Genomic DNA, 24,223 nt, shown 5'->3' on the forward strand with positions numbered 1-24,223 from the left:
ATCTATCCCCACATTACAGTTTCATCTGCTCAACATTAACTACCTACATGGGCGTATTGTACGTACAAATCCCCTACAATGAACGCACAATCCCTATTCTCGAATGTGCAATAGTACTTTATGCTGAATTCACACCCACCCAAGATTCTGTGTACCTGGGAAATGGGCGGCCATTTGGGTCACATCACCCGCCTTGCTGACATCACTGAATGTCTCAATCGCAACGGTTATACCACGCAGGTTGCACTTAAAGATTTATCCAAAGCCCACAACTTGTTTAAACACTCGCCAACAGAGCTGCTGCAAGCCCCCCTGTGGCTGCCGAAGATTACGATGCAACGCCCTATTGTGTGCTTGGCGGATGTGCTGCTGTTGACGGGCTACCTAAGTGCAGACGAGTTGATGGGGCCGGTGCGGGCTTGGAAAACCCTGCTCAATCGAATCCAACCCGATCTAATACTGTTCGATTATTCACCAACTGCAATGCTGGCGGCAGCCCATCTCGACATTCCCAAAATCATGATTGGTACTGGGTTTTCAGAACCGGTGGCAGGTCTCCCCATGGCGGACTGGCGACCCTTCCCCACACAGGATGATCTGGTTGCCAAACAAGAGGCCAGGGTGCTGGAGGTGGTCAATGAAGTGCTGGTAAATACTCACAGCACACCACTTGAACATCTGACAGATCTGTTTGCCGCTGATCGAATGATTCTAACGGTGACCCCGGACTTCGACGTATACAACGAAGCGCGCACCAATGTGCGCTGCCATGTGTTAAAAAGCCAACCCGCCCTAAGCAAACCTGCCCATTTCGGCCCCGCCCCAGGCCCCAAAATTCTGGCGTATCTGAAACAAAACCACCCTGGTCAGGATGCGATCATCAAAGCACTGGCCAATCACCCGGCAAACGTATTTGTCGCCTCCCCCAACGGTAATGCTGCCCAATTTAAGCCCTATGAGTCTGATTCGTTCCGTTTCAGTACTGACGTGGTGGCACTGGAGCCCTCCATGGCTGAAGCCGATCTGTTTATTGGGCACGGCAACTCGGCGTCCACCATGGAAAGCCTGCTAAACGGCCTGCCGTGTGTGGTGCTGCCGATTCAGTTAGAGCAACTGTTGATTGGTCTTAAAGTAGAGGAGTTGGGTGTGGGTGTACTGATTAAAAAAGTGGAGAGCGAACAGCAATTAAAAATGCAATTGGATCAAGCCATCGAATCGACGGTTCTGCGCGAGAAAGCCAAAGAGTATGCCAACAGACACCGCTCCCTCAGCGAAGGCACACTGGGTGACCTGCTGGTGAGGGAGTGCGGCGAACTGTTAAACCGATCTTAGCTAACCCACCTTAGTGAGTAGGCTGAGCATCCTGCTTGGCTTGCTCTTGTTGCTTGCGCAGGTTTTCGGCAAAGGCTGCCTCGAAATTGATAGGCTGCAGCAGGAACTGTGGGAAAGTGCCACGGGCAACGACATCTGAAACCGCTTCGCGGGCATATGGGAACAAAATGTTAGCGCACACGCCTTTCAGGATGGCCTCTTTCTGAATGCCTTCAACGCCTTCCAGCAAGAACAAGCCAGCTTGCGCCACTTCTACGATGAACGCTGTGTTGTCGCCGTTTTTCACGGTCACGGTCACTTTCAGCACCACTTCATAAATGTTGCCTTCGATAACATTGGCAGTGTTGTTCACTTCCAGGTTCACTTCCGGCTTCCACTGTTCTTTAAACAGCTGTGGTGTTTTAGGCGCTTCGTATGAAAGATCTTTCAAATAAATGCGCTGCAGTTGAAATTGTTGCTGGGGCTGCTGCCCGGCGGCTTGTTCAGTCATTATGGTCACCTAATGTGTTGTATTTCTTAGTTTCGAGCCTACGAAGCAAGCAGGCCATCGAGCTTACCGGCACGTTCCAGTGCGTACAGTTCGTCGCACCCCCCAACGTGGGTTTCTCCGATCCAGATCTGTGGCACCGTATGGGCACCACTGCGAATTTCCATTTGCTGACGCAGGTCGGGCTGGCCGTTAACATTAATTTCATCAAAGCTTGCGCCCTTCGACTTCAGCAAATGCTTGGCCCGCACGCAATAAGGGCACCATGGAGTGGTATAAATCAGTACATCAGCCATACATACAACCTGCTAGCAGTGTGTTTACTTGCCTTTCACCAAAGGCAATCCGTCTGATTTCCAAGTGGTGATACCACCGGACAACCGCTGCACACTGGCAAAGCCTTCCGCGTGCAGTATCTTGCCGGCGGCTCCGGCGTGTTGACCCATTTTACAAACGATCACCACTGGCTTGTCTTTAAACTGGGTGATATCACCCACGCTTTCTTTCAGTTTGCTGAAGGGAATATTGCGCGAACCGGTGATGTGACCTTCTCGATAGTCCTTACTGTCACGCACATCCAGCACCAGGGCGTCTTCCTTGTTCATTAAATGAGTGAGCCGCTGGGAAGTGACCGTTTTGCCGCCTCGACGGGATTCCAGCACAAAAAACAGTACCACCAAGACCACAAAGGTACCCACCAGCTCGGGGTGGTTCATCGAAAACTCAAGCAGACGATCCATTTATTATTCCCAGAAATTCAATAAGTTACCTGCATACAGGCAGAACAGGACACGAAATAGCAGCAGAGTATACCTGAAACCGGTAAAGGCCGACCACCGCCACAGACGCACAGCTCATGCTTCGCAGGGTTTTTTCAGGTAAAATCTCCCCTCACGTAAACTCGACACTCCACTAACCGAGATGTAGCCGACAAGTTGGAATCATGAGCCAGTCACGCAAACCCCACGTTTTAATCATTCTGGATGGCTTCGGCCACCGCACTGAAACCGAATTCAACGCCATTGCTCACGCCCGGAAACCGACCTGGGACAAGCTCTGGAGTGAGCGCCCACACACGCTGATATCCGGATCGGGCATGGATGTTGGCCTGCCCAACGGACAGATGGGCAACTCCGAAGTAGGGCATATGAATCTGGGCGCCGGCCGCATTGTGTATCAGGATTTCACCCGCATCACCAAAGATATTGAAGATGGCGGGTTCTTCGAGAATCCTGCATTGGTGACCGCGGTTGAGCACAGCGTGGCGAACAACAGCGCCGTTCATCTTATGGGCCTGCTTTCCCCCGGTGGCGTGCACAGCCATGAAGATCACTTTCTGGCCATGATAGAACTGGCTGCCCAAAAAGGCGCCAACCAGGTTTACGTTCATGCATTTCTGGATGGCCGTGATATGCCACCCAAATCCGCCCGAGCCAGCCTGGAGAAAGTTCAAGCTAAGCTGGATGCCACCGGCGTTGGCCGTATCGCCAGCCTTATCGGCCGCTACTATGCCATGGATCGGGACAACAGATGGGATCGCGTAGAGGCCGCATACAACCTGCTGACATTGGGAGAGTGTGAATTCACCAGCGCCAATCCAGTGGATGGCCTGCTGGCCGCCTACGAGCGCGACGAAACCGATGAATTCGTTAAACCCACGGTGATTGCCGCCGCAGGCCAAACCGCCGCCACCTTAAACGATGGTGATAGCGTAATCTTTATGAACTTCCGCGCTGACCGGGCCCGCGAAATCACCCGCGCCATCATCCAGCCTGGATTCTCTGACTTTGAGCGCAGGAAAGTCCCGGCACTGGCAGATTATGTGATGCTGACCCAATACGCAGCTGACATCAGAGCCAGCTGTGCCTATCCACCCACTGACCTGGTGAATGTACTGGGAGACTATCTGGCTCAGAATAACAAAACCCAACTGCGCATTGCCGAAACCGAGAAATACGCCCACGTCACCTTCTTTTTCAGCGGTGGCCGCGAAGAGCCTTTCCCCGGCGAAGAACGCATTCTGATCAAGTCTCCCAATGTTGCCACCTACGACCTGCAACCGGAAATGAGTGCTCCTGAAGTGACCGACAAACTGGTGGAGGCCATCACCAGCGGCAAGTTCGATGTGCTGATCTGCAACTACGCCAACGGCGACATGGTAGGGCACACTGGCAAATTCGACGCTGCCGTAAAAGCGGTGGAAGCGCTAGACAGTTGCCTGAACCGGCTGGTAGAGGCCATTGAACAAACCGGAGGTGACATGCTGATCACCGCCGACCATGGCAACTGCGAGCAGATGGAAGACCCGAACAGTGGCCAGCCTCACACCGCGCACACCACCGAACTGGTGCCTTTGGTGTATGTGGGTGCCCGCGACGTTACCCTGCAAGCGGCGGGCGGCAAGCTGTCTGACATCGCCCCCACGCTCCTCAAGCTGATGGATCTGCCCCAGCCAGCGGAAATGAGCGGCAAGCCGCTACTCTGAACCGCTGCCTGATGCCCTTCATCCGCTTACTGGCAATCCTGTTGATTGGCCTGGCTTTGAGCCGGGCCTTTCCCGTTTGGGCTAATGTTGACCCCGTTGCGACCAAAAAAGAGCTGCAAAAGATCCAAAGCCGTATCCAGGATCTGCAAAAAGAAATCAAACGCACCCAATCCCGCCGCAGCGATACCGAGCGTGCCCTGCAAAAAGCCGAGCAAGCCATCAGCAACACTCGCCGCAAGCTCAGTGAAGTGAACACCTCCATGGCGCGCTCTGAAGCCAAATTAAAGGAGCTGCGCAAAGCCCAGCACGAACTGAACAAAGCCAAAGAGGCCCAGCGCTCAGCCCTCAAGCAGGACATCAATGCCGCCTACCGCACCGGCCGCCAGGAGTACGTGAAGCTGCTGTTGAATCAGGAGCAGCCCGACAAAATGGCCCGCCTTATGAAGTATTACGACTACTTTCATCAGGCGCGCATGGAGCGTATTACCGCCTTCAACCAGACCCTCAACGACATCAAATCCAACGAAGTCAGCATCAATGAGGAAGTCACCCAACTGGTCACGCTGAAAGCAGATCTCAACCAGGAACAACAACGCCTGCAAGATGCAAAAGAACAGCGCAAACTGGCCCTGGCCAAGCTGGACAGCAGCCTGCAGAGCGATGCATCCAAGGTCACCAGCCTCAAAACCAGTCAGAACGAGCTGGAAGAAATTCTGCATCAAGTGCAAACCACCCTCAGCGATCTGCCCAGCAACATCGGCAAGCAGCCCTTCTCCAAACTGAAAGGCAAGCTCAGCTGGCCCAGCCAGGGGCGGGTTGTGAAACGCTTCGGCAACCGCAGAGAAAGCGGCTCCCTGCGCTGGAATGGAGTGGTCATCAGCACCCAGGAAGGCAGCCAGGTCAAAGCCGTACACTATGGCCGGGTGGTCTTCTCAGACTGGATGCGCGGCTTTGGCATGCTCACTATAGTGGATCATGGTGATGGCTACCTGAGCTTGTATGGACACAACGAAACCTTGCTAAAAAGCCCCGGCGACTGGGTTGATTCAGGTGAGGCCATCGCCTACAGCGGCCGCAGCGGTGGCCAGGATCAAGCATCGCTGTATTTTGAGATTCGCAAAAATGGCAAACCGGTGAACCCATCCCACTGGTGTCGCGGCTAACCGCTGCCACGAATTTACACGCAGCGTCGCCGCAGATAGTGCCACAGGCTCCATTTCGCGCTACTCTAAACAAGCTAACTAAATGATTTTGATGTGAAACCAGACTCAGGGTTGAGTGTCTTATTCACATCTCACCGGTTTCTCCGGTATCGACTACAGCCAAACAGGAGTAGAACATGGGTTTTCGACCTTCGTCCCACTGGCGGCCATTGTGGCAGCGCAGCCTGCTGATCTCACTACTGGCGTTGAGCCCATTCGCGTATTCACAAGAACCCGCAAGCAAAGAGGAAGCGGCCCAGTCGGAAGCCGATAGCAGCGCTGTCGAACCCCAGCCCAAGAACCAAGGCCTGCTGCCGATTAACGAACTGCGCACCTTTGCTGATGTGTTTGATCGTATCAAACAGGCCTATGTAGAAGAAGTAGACGATAAAACCCTGCTGGAAAACGCCATTCAGGGCATGCTGACCGAGCTGGACCCTCACTCTGCCTACCTTAAGCCGGAGGCCTACCAGGATCTGCAAATCAACACTACCGGTGAGTTCGGTGGGCTGGGTATTGAAGTGGGCATGGAAGATGGTTTCGTAAAAGTCATCACCCCCATCGACGACACCCCAGCAAAAAAAGCAGGCGTGGAAGCCGGTGACCTGATCATCAAACTCGACAGCACCCCGGTCAAAGGCCTGACACTGGGCGATGCGGTAAAACTGATGCGAGGCAAACCCGGCTCCGACATCATCCTCACCATCATTCGCGCAGGGGTGGATAAACCTCTGGAAATCACCGTTACCCGCGCAGTCATTACCGTACAAAGCGTTAAAGGCCGCCTGCTGGATCCTGGTTACGGCTACGTGCGCTTGTCCCAGTTTCAGATCAACACCGGCGGCGACATGATCAAACTGCTGGCAAAGTTAAAGAAAGAGAACAAATCCGAGCTGAAAGGCTTAGTGCTGGATCTGCGCAACAACCCCGGCGGCGTATTGCAAGCAGCGGTGGATGTGACCGACGCCTTTATAGATGATGGATTGGTGGTTTACACCAAAGGCCGACTGCCGGATTCCGATATGAAATTCCGCGCCTCCCCTGGCGACCTGCTTAACGGCGTTCCCATCGTGGTATTGGTAAACGGCGGGTCCGCCTCAGCGTCCGAAATCGTAGCGGGCGCACTGCAGGATCACAGCCGCGCAGTAATCATGGGCACCACCTCCTTTGGCAAAGGGTCTGTGCAAACCGTATTGCCTCTGCATAACAACCGCGCCCTCAAGCTCACCACCGCCCGCTACTACACCCCCAGCGGCCGCTCCATCCAGGCCCAAGGTATTGAGCCCGACATCAAAGTGGAAAACGCCCACCTCACCAAAGTCGAGGAAATGTCACGGGTAAAAGAGCGCGATCTGAGCGGGCACTTGGAAAACCCGGAAGGCGAGGGTGAAAAAGACGCGAAAGCACCGAAGAAGCAGGACTTGGTGGATACCGACTATCAATTGTACGAAGCCTTGAATCTACTCAAAGCCCTCAACGTACTGAAACGCCCCGCTGCCACCGCCAGCGAAAGCACCATACCCAAAACGTAGTACCTCCTACCTCTCAAGTACAACCCGCCTCTACCCGTTGATACAAATCAACGGAAAGAGGCGGGTTGCTTTCTATACTGCCCTCCAACGATGCCTGCGACAATTTGTCGCACCCTCATTCTCAGGCATGGTTGCGAGGGACAGTAGATGCTTTATGACCGCTTGCGCAAAGCCCGCCTGAACATCTTGGGGCTTATCGCCGTGGCCCATGTCTTGATCATAGGGCCGGTGCTGGCGCAATCCGAAAGCAGTGCTGACCAGCGCCAAAAATTACTCACCCCCTTCGGCAACAGCGCCACCCTGGGCCCGAGGGATGATACGCAGAAGCTCTGGCCCATCCTCAACAATGGCGATGTTGTGGGGTACGGTTTTGAAACCAACGATCAAGTTAAAATCCCCGCCTATTCCGGAAAACCCATCAATATTCTGATGGCGCTCGATCTGGCCGGCACCATCAAAACTGCGTGGGTATTATCTCATCATGAACCGATTCTACTGGTGGGCATTCCGGAGCAAAAACTATGGAATTTCGCGCGCCAGTACGAAGGCATGGCAATCACAGACAGCATTCGCGTAGGGCATTCATCCGATACCAACACCAAAACGGTCGATGCGGTGACCGGGGCCACAGTGACCATTATGGTGGTACACGAAGCCATGCTGCGCTCAGCAAAAAAAGTAGCGAAAGCCACCGGCATGCTGGGCGCTAATGTGCCTGAAGGCGCCAAACCCATCGTAATACAGGATCACGACGAGGCCGCCGACTGGAACCGCCTCACCGGTAATGGTGCCCTGAGACGGCTGCATCTAACCCGCGCCGAGGTGGACACCGCCTTCATCGGCACCGAGGCAGAAGGCATAGACATCGCCCCTGAAGATCAGCAGTCAGATACCTTCATCGACCTGTACTACGGCTACCTGAACATCCCGACCATCGGCCGCAATCTGTTGGGGGACGCTGAGTACACATGGTTAATGGGCGAAATGAATGCAGGGGATCATGCCATCGCCGTCATGGCCAACGGTGACTATTCCTTCAAGGGCTCCGGTTATGTGCGCGGCGGCATATTCGATCGCCTTCAACTGGTTCAGGGTGGCACCCAAATCAGTTTTCGTGACGTAGATTACTATCGGCTTAATGATCTTTACCTGGAGCAGATACCCGAATTCGGCGAGATGGCAATCTTCATCATACGTGCCGACTACGACTTTGATCCCGCCGCACAATGGGATGTTGAACTGCTGGTACGGCGTCAGACCGGCCCCATAGAAAGCACTTTTGTAGGCTTTACCGGCAGCTATCAGTTACCACAAACCATGCTCAACCAACCAGCCCCGTCCACCGCCATCTCACTGGATGACACCAACGATGCGCCCCTATGGATCAGCATATGGCAACAGCGAACCTTCCAACTGGTGGTGCTCTGTATCAGCCTCATACTGCTCACCGGCATCATCTTTTTTCAAGACTGGCTGGTGCGCTATCCCCGCCTACTCCACAACCTGCGTCGCGGCTTTCTGATCTATACCGTGTTATTTCTGGGCTGGTATTCGCTGGGCCAACTGTCCATTGTCAACGTGCTGACATTCTCCCACGCCTTAATGGGCGACTTCCGTTGGGAACTGTTTCTGATGGATCCGGTGATCTTTATTCTATGGGGTTTCACTGCCGCCACCATCGTGCTGTGGGGACGCGGAATTTTCTGTGGTTGGCTGTGCCCGTTCGGTGCCTTGCAGGAACTCATCAACGAAGCGGCCCGCAAACTCAAAGTCAAACAAATTGAATTACCCTTTGCGGTACACGAGCGCCTGTGGGCACTGAAATACATCATCTTGCTGGCGTTATTTGGTTTGTCGCTGGAATCCATGTCGAGCGCCGAACGCTACGCCGAGGTAGAACCCTTTAAAACTACGTTCCTGCTGGTATTCAACCGCGAATGGTGGTTTGCAGGCTGGGCATTGATGCTGCTGTTTGTCTCGATTTTCACCCGCAAAGTTTATTGTCGCTACCTGTGTCCGCTGGGCGCGGCGCTGGCCATTCCCACCAAGCTGCGCCTGTTCGACTGGCTTAAACGACGCAAAGAATGTGGCGACCCCTGCCAGCTCTGCGCAGTTGAATGTGAAATACAGGCTATCCATCCCGACGGCACCATCAACGCAAACGAATGCCATCACTGCCTGGATTGCCAGATCACCTATCACAACAGCAACAAATGTCCGCCCCTCATCAACAAAGGCAAAAAACGCAAAAAGGCCAACCCCAAGCTCATTGACGTAATCACAACCTGAAGACGAACTTACCCAGCTTCAAATATTACTCAGCAACCGGAGACACACAAAATGGAAGACAAAAAGCCTGATACTGAACAACCCCACACCGTCAGTCGGCGTGGATTCCTCGGTGCATCCACCATCGCAGGTGCTGCCGGTGTAGTTGGCGCAACAGGACTGGGCAGCGCCATCATGACTCGCGAAGCATTCGCAAAAGCGGCCAAGGATGCCATGGCCAATGCCACCGTTCACCCCGGCGAACTGGATGAATATTACGGTTTCTGGAGTGGTGGCCATTCCGGTGAAGTACGCATTCTGGGTATACCCTCCATGCGTGAGCTGATGCGAATCCCGGTGTTTAACACCGAATCCGCCACCGGCTGGGGGTTAACCGATGAAAGCAAACGGGTGAAAGGCGATTCGGCCCACATTCATTGCGGTGATGCCCATCACCCGCACATGTCCATGACCGATGGCCACTACGATGGCAAGTATGTATTCATCAACGACAAGCTCAACACCCGCGTTGCCCGCATTCGCTGCGACATCATGAAATGCGACAAGATACTCTCCATCCCCAATGTTCAGGCCATCCATGGACTGCGCGTTCAAAAGGTGCCGCACACCAAATACGTATTCTGTAATGGTGAGTTCCGTATTCCGCAACCAAACGATGGTCGCGACCTGAACGATCCCAGCAAATATTTCACCATGTACAACGCCGTTGATGCCGAGACCATGGAAATGGCATTTCAGGTAATCGTGGATGGCAACCTGGACAATACCGACGCCGACTACACCGGCCGTTTCACCGCTGCCACCTGCTACAACTCTGAAGAAGGTGTGACCCTGGGCGAAACCATGCGCAATGAACGCGACTGGGCCGTGGTGTTCGACATCCACGCCATCGAGAAAGCCGTGAAAGCAGGAAAATACACCACCATCGGCAACTCTAAAGTACCGGTAGTAGACGGGCGCGCCAAAGCCAATAGTCCGTTCACCCGCTACATCCCCGTGCCGAAATCACCCCACGGTTTAAACACCTCACCAGATGGAAAATATTTCGTCGCCAACGGCAAGCTATCCCCCACTGTAACCATCATCGCCATTGATAAACTACCGGATCTATTCGCAGGTAAAATCAAAGAGCGGGACGCAGTAGTGGCAGAGCCTGAGCTGGGCCTGGGGCCACTGCATACTGCATTTGATGGACGCGGCAACGCCTATACAACACTGTTCATTGACAGTCAGATCTGCAAATGGAGCCCGGCTGATGCCATTCGCGCTTACAACGGAGAGAAAGTTAATTACATCAAACAGAAACTGGATGTGCACTACCAACCAGGGCACAACCACACCACCATGGGCGAAACCCGTGATGCCGACGGCAAATATCTGATCTCACTGTGTAAGTTTTCAAAAGATAGATTCCTGCCTGTTGGGCCTCTGCACCCCGAGAACGATCAGCTGATCGATATTTCCGGCGATGAAATGAAACTGGTACACGATGGCCCTACCTTCGCCGAACCACACGATTGCATGATTGTACATCGCAGCAAAGTGAAGCCCGCCAAACTGTGGACCCGAAACGACCCGTTCTTTGCCGCTACCGTTGCCGCTGCAAAAAAAGATGGCGTCAACCTGGAGCAGGACAACAAAATCATCCGTGATGGCAAAAAGGTTCGGATATACATGACCTCCATGGCACCCACCTTCGGGCTCAACGAGTTTACCGTTAAAACCGGAGACGAAGTCACCGTTGTGATTACCAACCTGGACAAAATCGAGGACGTCACCCATGGCTTCGCGGTCTGTCAGCACGGTGTCAGCATGGAGGTGGGGCCACAGCAAACCAGCTCTATCACCTTCACGGCAGGCAGCCCTGGCTTGTACTGGTATTACTGCCACTGGTTCTGTCACGCGCTGCACATGGAAATGCGCGGCCGCATGATGGTTGAGGCGTAAACGATGCACAGGGTTGCACTGGCATCACTGTTACTCTTGCTTTGCAGCTACGCTGTACAGGGCAAAACCGTAACCGACAGTGCAACCCTGCAGCGGGCGCTGGAACAATCCACAAGCCACATTGAACTCAGCCCCGGCACCTACCGGGGCAACTTCACAATTCAATCTGCAACCAGCCTGCACTGCCAGTCTGGCGCCATTCTGGACGGTGCCGGGCAGGCTGACACGCTTCGCATTAAAGCAGAAGGCGTCACTGTATCGGGTTGCCGCATCGTTGGCTGGGGCGATAATCTTACCGCTATGAATGCCGGTATCTTTGTAGAAAAGCAGGCCCACAAGGTCCGCCTGGAGCATAATCAACTTGAGGGCGACACGTTTGGCATCTGGGTGGATGGCAGCCGTGACGCGCACATTTATCACAACCGCATACAAGGCAATGAACGCATCCGCTCCCAGGATCGCGGTAACGGCATCCATCTATTTTCAACCACTGGTGCCGATGTTGCTCACAATGAAGTGTGGCATACCCGTGATGGAATCTATATCGACACCAGCAATCACAACCGATTGCACAACAACTACTTGCATCACCTGCGTTACGGCATTCATTACATGTACTCCTACCATAATGAAGTATCCAATAACCGAACCCATTCTACCCGTACCGGTTATGCACTTATGCAATCCAAGCACTTGCATGTCTTCGGCAACCGATCCGAGCAGGATGAAAATTATGGCATATTGATGAACTTCATTACCGACTCTAACTTGCACAACAACATCATTATTAATGTGCAAACCGGCAGTAATCCAACCGGCAGCGCTCACATTCAAGGGGCCGAGGGCAAGGCATTATTTATCTATAACTCGGTATTCAACACCATTGCCTTCAATCGCCTGCAAGGCTCCGATTTAGGCATACATCTCACCGCCGGATCTGAAGACAATCAAATTCATAACAACGCCTTTATACACAACAAGCAGCAGGTTAAATACGTATCCAACCGGATGCAGGAGTGGTCCTACCAGGAACGCGGCAATTATTGGAGCGACTATTTAGGTTGGGATCGTAACCGGGATGGAGTTGGCGACACCCACTACGAACCCAACGATGCCATGGACAAAGTACTTTGGACCTATCCCACAGCCCGACTTTTAATAAACAGCCCGGCAGTGGAAACGTTACGCTGGATACAAAAAGCGTTTCCGGTGTTAAAGCCTGCAGGCGTGCAGGACAGCTACCCACTTATGCAGCCCCCCGCAGACCTGCAGACAATAAATGCGCCGCCTGCGGTGACACTCAGCCCGCACTACGGAGACCATCCATGACGCTGGTGCAACTGGATCAAGTACACAAATCCTTTGGTAATGTACAGGCATTGCAAGGCATTTCATTGCGCCTCGGCCCCGGTGAAGTCCTGGGGCTGTTCGGCCACAATGGCGCAGGCAAAACCACCACTATGAAGTTGATCCTGGGGCTGGAGCAACCTTCTCAAGGTGATGTCAGCGTCTTCGGTCTGCAACCCTCACAGCCCCACTTCAGCCAGCAACGTTTCAGCATCGGCTTTCTACCTGAGAACGTTGCGTTCTATCCGCAGCTTACCGGGCGTGAGGTTTTGCGCTATTTCGGCCGACTAAAACGGGTCAGCCCCCAGCGCTGCTCGGCGTTGCTGGATCGCATTGGTTTGGCACACGCCGCCGATCGCAAGGTAAAAACCTACTCCAAAGGTATGCGGCAACGACTGGGGCTGGCACAAGCCCTGCTCAGCGAGCCCAAACTGTTACTACTGGACGAGCCTACGGTAGGGCTCGACCCCATCGCTACCCAGGATTTCTATAGCATGGTGGATGAATTGAGAGGTCAGGGCTGTGGGGTCATACTGTGCTCACATGTACTCCCCGGTGTGGAACAACACATTGATCGCGCCGCCATTCTGGGTAACGGACAAGTTCGAGCCTTGGGGTCGCTGTCGCAACTGCGCCAGCAGGCCAATTTACCCATGTCCATTCGAGTCAAAAGCACCCTGGCACGCAACCAGCTTCAACAGGAACTGGACAGCCTGACCACACTGGCCAAAGGGATGCGTCCGATCAACGGCAGCACCCTGGAATGGGAATCCGATCCCAGCAATAAGATGCAGCTGCTGCGAGCACTCACGCAAAACCCACACATCGACGACATCGAGTTTCAGCAACCCTCGCTGGAAAAACTCTATCGCTATTTTGTGGAAGATCATGACGAGGTGACGCCACAATGAACGCAGTACTCACCATTGCACACAAAGAACTTAAAGACGGCGTCCGCAATCGCTGGATTGTGGCCATTACACTAGTGTTCGCCCTGCTCTCTGTGGGTATCAGCTGGTTTGGTGCGGCCGGAGCGGGTGTTGTCGGCTTCACCTCTCTACCCAACACCATTGTCAGCCTGGCATCTCTCGCGGTTTTTCTGATTCCCCTGATCGCCCTGTTGATGGCCTACGATGCCATCGTAGGTGAAGATGAGGACGGAACATTGCTGTTACTGCTGACCTATCCTCTCAGCAAAGGGCAATTACTGCTGGGCAAATTGCTGGGTCATGGCACCATCATGGGCCTTTCTACGCTTTTGGGTTTTGGGGCCAGCGCCATCACTATCATTCTGTTTGCCGACAACGTCGATACCAACGCCGTGGTGCAAGCCTTCTCGAGCTTCGTTGCGTCTGCCACCATACTGGGCTGCGTATTTCTCGCCTTTGCGTACTGCATCAGCGCCTGGGTTTCCGAAAAGTCCAGAGCAGCAGGTGGGGCACTGCTGTTCTGGTTCCTGTTTGTACTGATCTTTGATCTCGCATTGCTGGGTATTCTGGTTGCTACAGAGGGTCAGTTTCATCCTGACCTCTTTCCCTTTTTACTGTTGCTGAACCCCACTGACGTGTTCCGACTGATCAACCTGATCGGTTTCGAAGGTGAAGGCCAAGGCATACTGATCGTTGCGCGGGATCTGTCCTATGGCAGCGGTGTGCTGTACTGCGCCTTAATAGCATGGCTATTGCTGCCACTGGGCACAGCCTACTTGTTATTCAGCCGTCGCCCACTTTAACCACCATCAATAAGGCACCCAAGATGACTAAATTACTTTATCTGTGCGTTGCAGTACTTGGGATCATGGGCTGTCAGCCACAGGAAGAGACAGCCCCCATGCACCCCCAGCCCTTCGTGAGCGGAGATGAATGCCACCTGTGCGGCATGGCAATAACCGGTTTTCCCGGCCCCAAAGGGCAGGCATTCACAGGACGCCCCCTGTCGGTGGTGAAATTCTGCTCCACCCGCGATCTGATCAGCTGGTACCTGCAACCGGAAAACCATCCCAATACCAAAGCCCTGTTTGTGCACGATATGGCCCGCAGCGACTGGCAACACCCCGACGACCGCCACCTGATTGATGCTCGCAGCGCCTGGTACGTGGTTGGCTCTAACCAAACTGGGGCTATGGGGCCGACACTGGCCTCGTTCGCTCAACAAAAAGATGCAGAAACCTTTGCAAATCAGCAAGATGGCGAGGTAATCTCCTTCTATGAGCTGAGGCTGGATCGACTCTGAGCCTCAAGCTTGGCGAGCACCCCCGACTCAGGGATACCACACCAGGAGAACTGGCTCACAAAACTGCCACCCCAACCCGACCACCCGCAGCCATCGCTATAGCAAATACACTACACTGTTAACAAACCGCTTTCGTTGTATTGATACATGATATTTAGACCGATTATTGTTTTGCTGTTGTGGCTGAGCCTTGGCAATCTGAGCCAGGCCGCACAGACTGCCGCCACGCCCCAGCAGCAAACAGAAAGCCTGCCTAAAATTGCCATCATCCTGGATGATCTGGGCTACAACCGTCCTTCGGGCGAACGGGCGCTGCAACTGCCCGGCAATATCACTTACGCCATTATTCCCTTCACTCCCTACAGCGAAACCCTTGCGCAGGCAGCTTATGATCGTAACCGGGAAGTTATTCTGCACATGCCCATGGAAAGCAGCGATCCCAACCGACGCCTGGACGAAGGCGGCATCAGCCAGGATCTCAATGAAGATGAGATCAGACAGCGAGTTCGCAAAGCACTGGATTCTGTACCCCACATCGTGGGCCTCAACAACCACATGGGCAGCAACGTGACTGCTGATGTTCAAATCATGCATTGGTTAATGCAAGAGGTGCAGGATCGCCCGCTTTACTTCATCGACAGTATGACCAACCCCAACTCAGTAGCGAACCGCTCCGCCCGTCATTACCAGATCCCTTCACTGAAGCGCGACATCTTTCTGGACAACATACAGACCGAAGCCGCGGTGGAACGTATGTTCCAATCGCTGGTGAGCGTTGCCCAAAAACGGGGCCATGCCATCGCCATTGGCCACCCCTACCCCACTACCCTGGCGTTTCTGGAAAAAGCCCTGCCACGCCTTGAGGACATGGGTGTGCAGTTAGTGGACGCCTCGGAGCTGGTCATGTTCTATGGCCGGCCGGTAGACCAGCCAGTGGATTTGAAAGAAATCATGGAGTGGATCGTTGCCATGCCGGTTCCGGAAAGCCAGCGGCTTAATTTTTCCAACGAACAACTCTACTAGATTCGACTCACCCGCCACAAAGCCCGCTCGTACTGCGCTACTGGTTGCGGTAACATCCTGTATTCCACTCTTCATGCCATTCTGCTACAGGTTTAACCATGTCTGATCACGCGCAATTGCTTGCCCAACAACTATTGGATGCCCAGGTTCAGTTCTGGCTGCAAGACCTGACGCCTGAAAAACTGGAGCCTCTGCTGCAGGAGGATCTCAAGTTCCTCTATGAAAAACTCGGTGCAATCCCCCTGCGGGAGGCAGTGCCGGAAGCAAAAGTGAAAGCCACCGCCTTGCGTTATGCCGTAGAGATGGAAATCGAGGGCGGCATCCCTGAGCTGTTTGGTGAAGTGGCCAACATCATTTATGAGCATCCCAATAATGAAATCACCAACCTGGGGGATCTGATCACTGACGACATAGCGATCGATTTTCTGGAAAAAGTATTTGAACCCAACAGCCTGCTGGATCAGGCCGTCAATAATATTCGTAGCAGCGCGCCGTTTCGTGAGTTTCTCTCCGACGTAGTGTTCACCGTAGTGAAAGGTTACGCCCTGGAACAAAATCAGATCGTTAAACTGGCCCCGGTTGCCAACGGCATGCAGAAACTGCGGGAATGGTTTAATGATCGTGCGCCGGGGTTGAGCGAGAACGTGAATAACCTGGGGAAGCAGCTATCTCAGGCCAGTGTGGATCAGTCCATTCGACTGGTGGATGACATGCTCGACAACGACCTGTATCGGGACAGCGCATTCAACAGTGTGCAAAATCTGTGGGACGACATCAAAAACTGGAAGATCGCCAACTTTCAACGCTACTTCAGTGAAATGGATCTACAGGAGCTAATGGTACTGGGCTATGAGTTCTGGTTGGAGTTCCGCCACACCGATTACCTGCAATCCTGCATCGACGCCGGGGTGAAATTTTTCTTCGACAAATACGGAGATGACAGCCTGCACACCATGCTCTCGGACCTGGGCGTTACCGAAGATATGATCGTTTCAGAAATCGTCAACTACGCGCCGGACTTGGCAAACATGCTGTTAAAACACAACATTGCAGAAGCGCTGGTTCGCCGCCATCTGCAACGTTTTTATTTTTCTGACGAAACCCTGGCACTGCTGGCTAAAAGCTGAATTATTCTCGACCCAGCCTTACCATGCCCAACAGTAGAAACACCAAGGCGATAGACGCCACCAAAGATTCAACCGCAAACAACCCGCTGCTGATCAGAAGATGCAGCACAATACCGGCGCAGATCAAAACGCCCAGCAAGGCAAACCCTTTGGGGTTTGCCTTCAGCCCCACCAGCGACGCCAACGCGCCAACAAACAAACCGATAAACACCAGGCTGGCCGGTGCTGTTATGTCAGCCCCTGCACCAGTTGCCATTCTCGAAATCTGAAACCCCATCAACAACACTAACGCCGCCAGCATCACCATTGATGTGGTTAGCATGCCGTTCCAATGGCTTTTAAAACGCAGCTCTCCCATGATCTATCCCCCGATTTTATTATTGAATATTATTAGCCGCATACCATAGCGCATGGCACCGGCAAAACTCAATGCGTGGAGTGGCCAATAGTCGGTTGCAAGAGGAAATTATCAAGCCATTTTATTAGCTTATTATATAGATCAATAGAAAACAGCAGGGGGGGTAGGACTGGGATCAGTAATTTTTCATAGCACGATGCAGAATGCCCGCATCAAGATATTCATCACCATAAGCCTCGAAGCCAAAGTTCTCGTAAAATTCGATCCGATCTATTTGCGCTTCCAACATCACGCGCTCAACCCCTTTGCGGTCGATGAAACTGAGCGCCGTATGAAACAGGCGTGAGCCGATGCCTTCATTGCGCAAATCCTTTCGCACAGCAAAGCGACCAATTTTTGCGTGTTCAGGTAACCACAAAACTCGCAACACTCCCACCACTTCGTCATTCTGAACAGTGACAATGTGGGTGGCATCAGGATCTTTACCATCAAACTCGTCCGCCAGGGAAACGCCTTGCTCTTCCATAAACACGACTCGACGCAAATCACAGCCCTGGCGATACCAGTCGCTGTCGTAGGGGGCGATGATCTGCTGTTCCAGTAAGTCAGCCATCGCTTTATCAGTCGAGCCGCATCTCGATGCCCTGTGCCGCCATAAACTGCTTGGCTTCCTGAATGCTGTATTCACCAAAATGGAAAATACTGGCCGCCAACACCGCATCGGCCTTGCCCTTGGTAACACCATCCGCCAGATGCTGCAGATTACCGACACCACCGGAGGCGATCACCGGTACGTGTACCGCATCGCTGATGGCACGGGTCACATCCAAATCAAAGCCATTCTTGGTGCCGTCTCGATCCATACTGGTCAGCAGGATCTCGCCGGCGCCCAGATCCACCATCTTGCGCGCCCATTCAATGGCATCCAGGCCGGTCGGCTTGCGGCCACCGTGGGTGAAAATTTCCCAGCGGTTGGTTTCTCCCGGCAGGCTTACTTTTTTAGCATCAATGGCAACAACGATGCACTGCGAGCCAAACTTGGCCGCCGCCTCCCCAACAAATTCAGGATTGAACACAGCAGCCGTATTGATGCTGACTTTATCGGCACCGGCATTGAGCATGGTGCGAATGTCTTCCAGTTTGCGGATGCCACCACCCACAGTAAGAGGAATGAATACCTGGCTGGCCATTTTTTCCACGGTGTGCACCATGGTGTCGCGATCTTCATGACTGGCGGTGATGTCCAGAAAGGTGATCTCATCGGCACCCTGTTCGTCATAACGGCGCGCCACTTCCACAGGATCACCGGCATCGCGGATATCCACAAACTGCACACCTTTAACGACGCGACCGTTATCCACGTCAAGACAGGGAATGATGCGTTTGGCCAGGCCCATGCTTACTCTCCGTCTGCCAGTGCTTGCGCTGCTTTTAAATCCAGTGTGCCTTCGTAAATCGCACGGCCGGTGATGGCACCAGACACGCCCGACTGCTCTACTTTCAGCAGCTGTTTTACGTCATCGATGTTGGTAACGCCACCGGAGGCGATCACGGGGATATTAATGGCTTCCGCCAGCGCCACCGTGGCCTCGATGTTCACACCCTGCATCATGCCATCGCGGCTGATGTCGGTGTAGACGATGGCCGACACACCATCGTTCTCGAATTGTTTGGCACAGTCCACCGCCTGCATTTCAGAAACCTCGGCCCAACCGTCGGTAGCCACCAGGCCGTTCTTGGCGTCAATGCCCACAATGATGTGGCCGGGGAATTTTTCGCAGGCAGCTTTGACAAAGGCCGGTTCTTTCACTGCTTTGGTGCCGATGATCACGTAGTCGACGCCGCAATCCAGATAAGTCTGAATGGTTTCAAGGCTGCGAATGCCGCCGCCGATCTGGATGGGCAGATCCGGGTATTTCTTGGCGATGGCCTGCACCACAGCACCGTTTACCGGCTCTCCATCAAAGGCTCCGTTCAGATCCACCAGATGCAGGCGACGCGCACCCTGGGCTACCCATTGGTCGGCCATGGCTACAGGATCATCGGAAAACACGGTGGCGTCGTCCATCAGGCCCTGACGCAGGCGTACACACTTTCCGTCTTTGAGGTCGATGGCAGGAATAATCAGCATATTGGTTCTCGTATCATCACAACATAAAAAAGGGGGTTTGAGTGGCGCGACAGTGTCAGCACAAGCCTGGAACAATCAGCCTTAAGCAGTGCCATCCCACTCCATAAAATTCTTCAATAACTGCAGCCCGGACTTCTGGCTTTTCTCTGGGTGAAATTGGGCGGCAAACACATTGTCCTGTCCCAGGGTTGCCACAAACGGCACGCCGTAATCACCACGACCGGTGATCAACGCTTCATCTGCCACCGTCACGTAGTAACTGTGCACAAAGTAAAAACGGGCGTTATCAGGAATGTCTTTCCATAGCGGATGCGGCTGTACCTGCTGCACCTGGTTCCAACCCATATGGGGAACCTTGAGCTTTTCACCGTTAATATCTTTCAGGTTATCGCCAAAAAACTTCACTTCGCCGGGAAACAGGTTTAAGCAGTCTACGCCGCCGTTCTCCTGGCTATGGGTCATCATGCTTTGCATACCCACGCAAATGCCCAGTAATGGCTTGGTTTTGGCGGCCTCTCGCACCACCTGATCCAACCCCAGACGCAGGATCTCCCCCACGCAGTCACGAATGGCACCCACACCGGGGAACACAACTCGATCAGCGCAAAGGATTTTTTCTGCTTCGTGGGTCACCACTACCTTGGCATCGGGTGCCACGTGCTCCAGCGCCTTGGCGGCACTGTGTAAATTACCCATGCCGTAGTCGATGACGGCAACGGTGGTTTTGCTCATGTTAGTGCTTCCGACAGAATTCGCTTACAGGATTCAGACTACAGCGAGCCCTTGGTTGAGGGCATCACACCGGCCATACGCTCATCACGTTCCACGGCCACACGCAACGCGCGACCAAACGCTTTGAATATGGTTTCTGCCTGGTGGTGGGCGTTTTTACCCTTCAGATTGTCGATGTGCAGGGTCATCATGGCATGGTTCACCAGCCCCTGGAAAAACTCTCCGAACAAGTCCACGTCAAAGCCACCAATGGACGCCCGCGTGTACTCAACGTCCATCTGCAAACCGGGTCGACCGGACAAATCAATCACCACACGGGACAGGGCTTCATCCAAAGGCACATAGGCATGACCGTATCGACGGATGCCCTTTTTATCGCCCCAGGCCTGAGCCAACGCCTGCCCCAGGGTAATACCGGTATCTTCAACGGTGTGATGGGCGTCGATGTGGAGATCACCTTTGGCCACAATTTCGATATCAATCAGGCCATGGCGGGCCACTTGATCAATCATGTGCTCCAGAAAAGGCACGCCGGTATCCAGCTTGCACTGGCCGGTGCCATCCAGGTTCACGGACACGGTTATCTGGGTTTCCAGCGTATTGCGCTCAACGCGGGCAGTACGTTGCAACATGGCTACTCCACTGAGGGTATGGGAAAGCGGGGGATTATAACGCGAAGGCGATGAAATTCCTAAGCCGTTGGGTGGTTTCCGAGGGCTCTAGCCTGAACAGGGCTTAGCCAACGCTCCACCACCTCTTGCAACCCTTCCTTGCGCAGGGGTTTGGCCAGATAATCATCCATGCCAGCGGCCAGGCATTTCTCCCGGTCTCCGTCCATGGCGTTGGCAGTAACCGCTATTATGGGCAAGGCCTGCCCCTTGAGATGCTCGCGAATAGCCCGGGTTGCCTCGTAGCCATCCATTACCGGCATCTGGCAATCCATGAACACCATGCCGTAATGCTGCCTTTTGACTGCTTCCAACGCCTGCTGGCCATCCTCCGCAATATCACAGCTGAAACCCAGTTTGCGCAGGTAACCACAGGCCACGCGACGGTTAACCTCGTTGTCATCCACCACCAGCACTTGGGGCAGGGAGGCTTTGACAGCAACACCGGACTGCACCACGGTGATGAAATCATCCCCCCGACCCATCATGCAGTCTACGAGTTGTCGTTGCGAGAAGGGCACGTACAGATGTGGCAGCGGGCGCTGCCCATAGCGTTCTGTCGGCACCCTTAACTGTATGATTCTAGGAGGATTATCACCATGCAGAAACGGATTGAGCTTCTCCCAAAAACGATCGCTGATCTCTTGAGCAATAAATATCCAGCGATAGTTTCGGGCGTTCAATACATCATCCAATTGACGTATCAAGCGGGATTCTTTGGGCTCCCAGTGAAAATCCAGCCCCCATTGCTGACAGGCCATCTGCATCACCATCTGTGTGGCAGGCAAATCACCGATCAGCAGCACAGATGCATCCGCTTTGTGATGTGAAAACTCCTGGCGCACGCGTACTGCCAGCGAGGTCTGCCCTGCAGGCACTTCCACCGGCAGCTCAAAAAAGAACGACGATCCAACGCCTTTGATTGAACGCACGCCAATGCGCCCACCCATGGCACTGAGCAACCCATCACACAGGGCTAACCCCAGCCCGGAGCCTCCAAATTTTCGGGTGCTGGAGACATCCTCCTGCACAAAGGGCCTGAATAGATCCCCCTGGCGCTCGGCACCAATACCGACACCGGTATCCTTGATCTCCACATAAAGGCGATTATTGGGCAGCATTTCGGCCCACAGCAGAATGGAGCCGTGCTCGGTAAATTTCACCGCATTCGAAAGCAGGCTGGTGAGCACCTGACGCAGCTTGGTCGCATCGGCCACGACGCGCTGGGGCAGCCCGGCCTCGGCCACCATGCCCAGATCCAGCCCCCGGCGATAGGCCTCCACCGACACGAAGCTCACCGCCGAGTTAAACAGGTCGTGGACATTCAGCTCTTCGTACACGAACTCCAGCTCACCGCTTTCCAGCCGGGAGAAGTCCATTACGTCGTCCACCAATGACAACAGGTTGCGCCCTGATTGCTTGGCCAACTCCAGCACCTGACGCTGCTCATCAGTCAGGCCGCTTTCATTAAACACGTCCAACATGCCCAGCATCCCGTTCATCGGGGTGCGAATCTCGTGGCTGACAATGGCCAGGAACCTGCTCTTATCTTCTGCCGTGGTTAACGCCAGATCACGCGCTTCGGCCATATCTTCGGAGGCCTTCACGATTTCGTTGATGTCCACCACCACACCACGCAGGCCCACCACGTTAAGCCCTTCGATCACCACACTCACCAGTGCTTTCACCCACACCCATTCACCATTACTGTGGCGCGCCTTGAATTCAATATAGGTATCGCTGGCCTCGTTGGTGGCATAACGGAAGGCATCCATCACCGTCTGATGATGGTCAGGATGAACATGATGCTGCCAGTCATTTAACTGCTCCAACAGCTGTTCGGGCGTATAACCCAGCACGTGCTGCACCTGCCCGGACAACAGTGACACGTGCATTGGATTGATCTGGGCCTCCCAAACGACACAATCAATGGAGCTGATAATAGATTGATAGCGCTCTTTGGATTCAAACAACTCATCCAGGTTCTTTTTCATATTGCTGCGCATGTTATCCAGCGAATTGGCCAGTTGGGCCAGCTCATCATTGGAACGCAGACTGATACGGCGATCGAGGTTGCCGTGGGTAAGCTCTTCTGCCCAGCCAGAAAGCCGGGCAATGGGTGCACCGATTTGTCGCGACATAACATAGGCCACCACCGCAATCAGCATGGTGGCAATCAAGCCGATCAAAAACGCCCGTTCGCGGATAAACGCAATATCCTTCAGGGCATCGTCGGCATCGCGCACCAGCACCAGGCTCCAACCACTGTCACGCACATAGCGGAACTCCCGCGCAGGCATATTGACCAGCAATAGCTCCTGAGAACCTCGGCGAATATAACGATGGCCCGGCCGACTCAATAACCGATCCAGCAGCATAGGGTTGTTGGCCACCCACCAACGCTTGCCATACACACGAGTGGGATCGTCGCCACTGCTGGCCGCATCATCAAACAGAATAAAATCAGGGGCCGCCAGGATATAGCCATCGGCATCGATCAACACCGCATAACCGCTCTCCTCCTGCTGTTCTGGCACCACATTGATGGCGCTTACCTGCAACAACAACTCGCGCCAATCAAGACTGGCTTTGAGCACACCGACAAGATGATCGGGCTGGTATTTTCGAAAAATAGGCACCACGATACTGACACCGTAGCCACCCAGCTCTGAATCAAGCCGCAGAGGCGACAAAAACGCCTTACGCTCAATCATCACCTGTTTAAACCACTGGGCCTCTTTCAGGGAAATACCGATCAAATCGGAATCCCCCGCTGCCACCACCGCGCCGTCTACATCCACTGCCACCAACGTGTTATAAACACCATAGGCACGCTGATAATCGAACAGCATCTCGGACACCACCCCTTCCGGGTCGCCCCGCTCCACCGCCTGCATTACATCCAATGCCGCCCATGAGCGAATATTCTCCTGACTGAAACCAAACGTACGATCAATTTGCGACATGGCCAACAACGAAGTGGCTTGTAAACGTTCACCTACCTGATTGATGATGGTTTCGCGGGATTTGAAATAGGCAAGGGTGCCGAACACCATCAGCGGAGCCAATGCCACAATCAGCATTATCGCCAATAGCTTATTTTGAATGGTGGGGGCGAGCCAGCGGCGCGCTTTGCGTCTGTCCATATTACTAATCAGGGAGCCTTGCTACACGATCCTTGGTCTTCGCCCGAATGGCAGGGGCAGGTTCACTACTCCATAAGTTCTCAGTATAGTGGCAATCCCTACATTTGCCCACGCGCGGTAAGTAATTACTAATCAGTGCCTAACCAACTGATATATTGAACAAAAAAACCATACAGAAGAGTAAT

The 24,223-nt window shown here is 53.7% G+C and carries 22 protein-coding genes; 12 read left to right on the top strand and 10 right to left on the bottom strand.

What is annotated here, in order from left to right:
• The first annotated feature begins 120 nt into the window (after positions 1–120).
• Complete coding sequence (locus tag Kalk_RS08435) at positions 121–1,332, top strand: glycosyltransferase (RefSeq protein ID WP_101893810.1); 1,212 nt, start codon at positions 121–123, stop codon at positions 1,330–1,332.
• 10 nt (positions 1,333–1,342) lie between these two features.
• Here Kalk_RS08435 and secB read toward each other — a convergent pair whose 3' ends face one another.
• The 3 genes from secB to Kalk_RS08450 are packed head-to-tail and all read right to left on the bottom strand — an operon-like array spanning position 1,343 to position 2,559.
• Positions 1,343–1,822 (bottom strand): protein-export chaperone SecB, encoded by a 480-nt coding sequence (gene secB, locus Kalk_RS08440; RefSeq protein ID WP_101893811.1) that lies wholly within the window; start codon positions 1,820–1,822, stop codon positions 1,343–1,345.
• A 38-nt stretch (positions 1,823–1,860) separates the two neighbouring features.
• Entirely contained in the window at positions 1,861–2,115 is a 255-nt protein-coding gene (grxC, locus tag Kalk_RS08445) for a glutaredoxin 3 (protein WP_101893812.1), read from the bottom strand.
• Positions 2,116–2,139: 24 nt separating this feature from the next.
• Positions 2,140–2,559 (bottom strand): rhodanese-like domain-containing protein, encoded by a 420-nt coding sequence (locus Kalk_RS08450; RefSeq protein WP_101893813.1) that lies wholly within the window; start codon positions 2,557–2,559, stop codon positions 2,140–2,142.
• 203 nt (positions 2,560–2,762) lie between these two features.
• Here Kalk_RS08450 and gpmI point away from each other — a divergent pair, with 203 nt between their 5' ends.
• From gpmI to Kalk_RS08505, 11 genes are all read left to right on the top strand, one after another.
• Complete coding sequence (gpmI, locus tag Kalk_RS08455; RefSeq protein WP_101893814.1) at positions 2,763–4,304, top strand: 2,3-bisphosphoglycerate-independent phosphoglycerate mutase; 1,542 nt, start codon at positions 2,763–2,765, stop codon at positions 4,302–4,304.
• 11 nt (positions 4,305–4,315) lie between these two features.
• Positions 4,316–5,467, top strand: coding sequence for a murein hydrolase activator EnvC family protein (locus Kalk_RS08460; RefSeq protein ID WP_101893816.1), 1,152 nt, complete (start codon positions 4,316–4,318; stop codon positions 5,465–5,467).
• Between the two features lie 176 nt (positions 5,468–5,643).
• A complete protein-coding gene (locus Kalk_RS08465; RefSeq protein WP_101893817.1) occupies positions 5,644–7,038 on the top strand; it encodes a S41 family peptidase in 1,395 nt (464 codons plus the stop codon).
• Positions 7,039–7,185: 147 nt separating this feature from the next.
• Entirely contained in the window at positions 7,186–9,327 is a 2,142-nt protein-coding gene (gene nosR, locus Kalk_RS08470) for a transcriptional regulator NosR (protein WP_101893818.1), read from the top strand.
• A gap of 51 nt (positions 9,328–9,378) precedes the next feature.
• Entirely contained in the window at positions 9,379–11,274 is a 1,896-nt protein-coding gene (nosZ, locus tag Kalk_RS08475; RefSeq protein ID WP_101893819.1) for a TAT-dependent nitrous-oxide reductase, read from the top strand.
• A gap of 3 nt (positions 11,275–11,277) precedes the next feature.
• Positions 11,278–12,603, top strand: a complete 1,326-nt coding sequence (locus Kalk_RS08480; RefSeq protein ID WP_101893820.1) for a nitrous oxide reductase family maturation protein NosD — start codon at positions 11,278–11,280, stop codon at positions 12,601–12,603.
• Positions 12,600–13,532 carry an ABC transporter ATP-binding protein gene (locus Kalk_RS08485; RefSeq protein WP_101893821.1) on the top strand — a complete coding sequence of 311 codons (933 nt, stop codon included), beginning with the start codon at positions 12,600–12,602 and terminating at the stop codon, positions 13,530–13,532. Before Kalk_RS08480 ends, Kalk_RS08485 begins: the two co-directional genes overlap by 4 nt.
• Entirely contained in the window at positions 13,529–14,353 is an 825-nt protein-coding gene (locus Kalk_RS08490) for an ABC transporter permease (protein ID WP_101893823.1), read from the top strand. The genes Kalk_RS08485 and Kalk_RS08490 overlap by 4 nt, the downstream gene beginning before the upstream one ends.
• Before the next feature lie 23 nt (positions 14,354–14,376).
• Entirely contained in the window at positions 14,377–14,853 is a 477-nt protein-coding gene (locus tag Kalk_RS08495; protein ID WP_101893824.1) for a nitrous oxide reductase accessory protein NosL, read from the top strand.
• Positions 14,854–15,000: 147 nt separating this feature from the next.
• Positions 15,001–15,876 carry a divergent polysaccharide deacetylase family protein gene (locus Kalk_RS08500; RefSeq protein WP_101893825.1) on the top strand — a complete coding sequence of 292 codons (876 nt, stop codon included), beginning with the start codon at positions 15,001–15,003 and terminating at the stop codon, positions 15,874–15,876.
• Between the two features lie 98 nt (positions 15,877–15,974).
• Positions 15,975–17,003 carry a hypothetical protein gene (locus Kalk_RS08505; protein ID WP_101893826.1) on the top strand — a complete coding sequence of 343 codons (1,029 nt, stop codon included), beginning with the start codon at positions 15,975–15,977 and terminating at the stop codon, positions 17,001–17,003.
• A gap of 1 nt (position 17,004) precedes the next feature.
• Here Kalk_RS08505 and Kalk_RS08510 read toward each other — a convergent pair whose 3' ends face one another.
• From Kalk_RS08510 to Kalk_RS08540, 7 genes are all read right to left on the bottom strand, one after another.
• Positions 17,005–17,361, bottom strand: a complete 357-nt coding sequence (locus Kalk_RS08510; protein WP_101893827.1) for a hypothetical protein — start codon at positions 17,359–17,361, stop codon at positions 17,005–17,007.
• A 175-nt stretch (positions 17,362–17,536) separates the two neighbouring features.
• The gene (locus tag Kalk_RS08515) at positions 17,537–17,974 is read right to left on the bottom strand and encodes a GNAT family N-acetyltransferase (protein ID WP_158643385.1); all 438 of its coding nucleotides are present in this window, start codon (positions 17,972–17,974) and stop codon (positions 17,537–17,539) included.
• A gap of 7 nt (positions 17,975–17,981) precedes the next feature.
• Positions 17,982–18,758, bottom strand: coding sequence for an imidazole glycerol phosphate synthase subunit HisF (gene hisF, locus Kalk_RS08520; protein ID WP_101893829.1), 777 nt, complete (start codon positions 18,756–18,758; stop codon positions 17,982–17,984).
• Between the two features lie 2 nt (positions 18,759–18,760).
• Positions 18,761–19,492, bottom strand: a complete 732-nt coding sequence (gene hisA / locus Kalk_RS08525; RefSeq protein WP_101893830.1) for a 1-(5-phosphoribosyl)-5-[(5-phosphoribosylamino)methylideneamino]imidazole-4-carboxamide isomerase — start codon at positions 19,490–19,492, stop codon at positions 18,761–18,763.
• An 81-nt stretch (positions 19,493–19,573) separates the two neighbouring features.
• Positions 19,574–20,224 (bottom strand): imidazole glycerol phosphate synthase subunit HisH, encoded by a 651-nt coding sequence (hisH, locus tag Kalk_RS08530; protein WP_101893831.1) that lies wholly within the window; start codon positions 20,222–20,224, stop codon positions 19,574–19,576.
• Positions 20,225–20,262: 38 nt separating this feature from the next.
• On the bottom strand, positions 20,263–20,856 hold the full coding sequence (hisB, locus tag Kalk_RS08535) for an imidazoleglycerol-phosphate dehydratase HisB (RefSeq protein WP_101893832.1): 594 nt from the start codon (positions 20,854–20,856) through the stop codon (positions 20,263–20,265).
• Positions 20,857–20,915: 59 nt separating this feature from the next.
• Positions 20,916–24,038, bottom strand: a complete 3,123-nt coding sequence (locus Kalk_RS08540) for a response regulator (protein ID WP_101893833.1) — start codon at positions 24,036–24,038, stop codon at positions 20,916–20,918.
• Between the last annotated feature and the right edge of the window lie 185 nt (positions 24,039–24,223).

It is taken from the genome of Ketobacter alkanivorans, assembly GCF_002863865.1.
GTDB classification, from domain to species: Bacteria; Pseudomonadota; Gammaproteobacteria; order Pseudomonadales; family Ketobacteraceae; genus Ketobacter; species Ketobacter alkanivorans.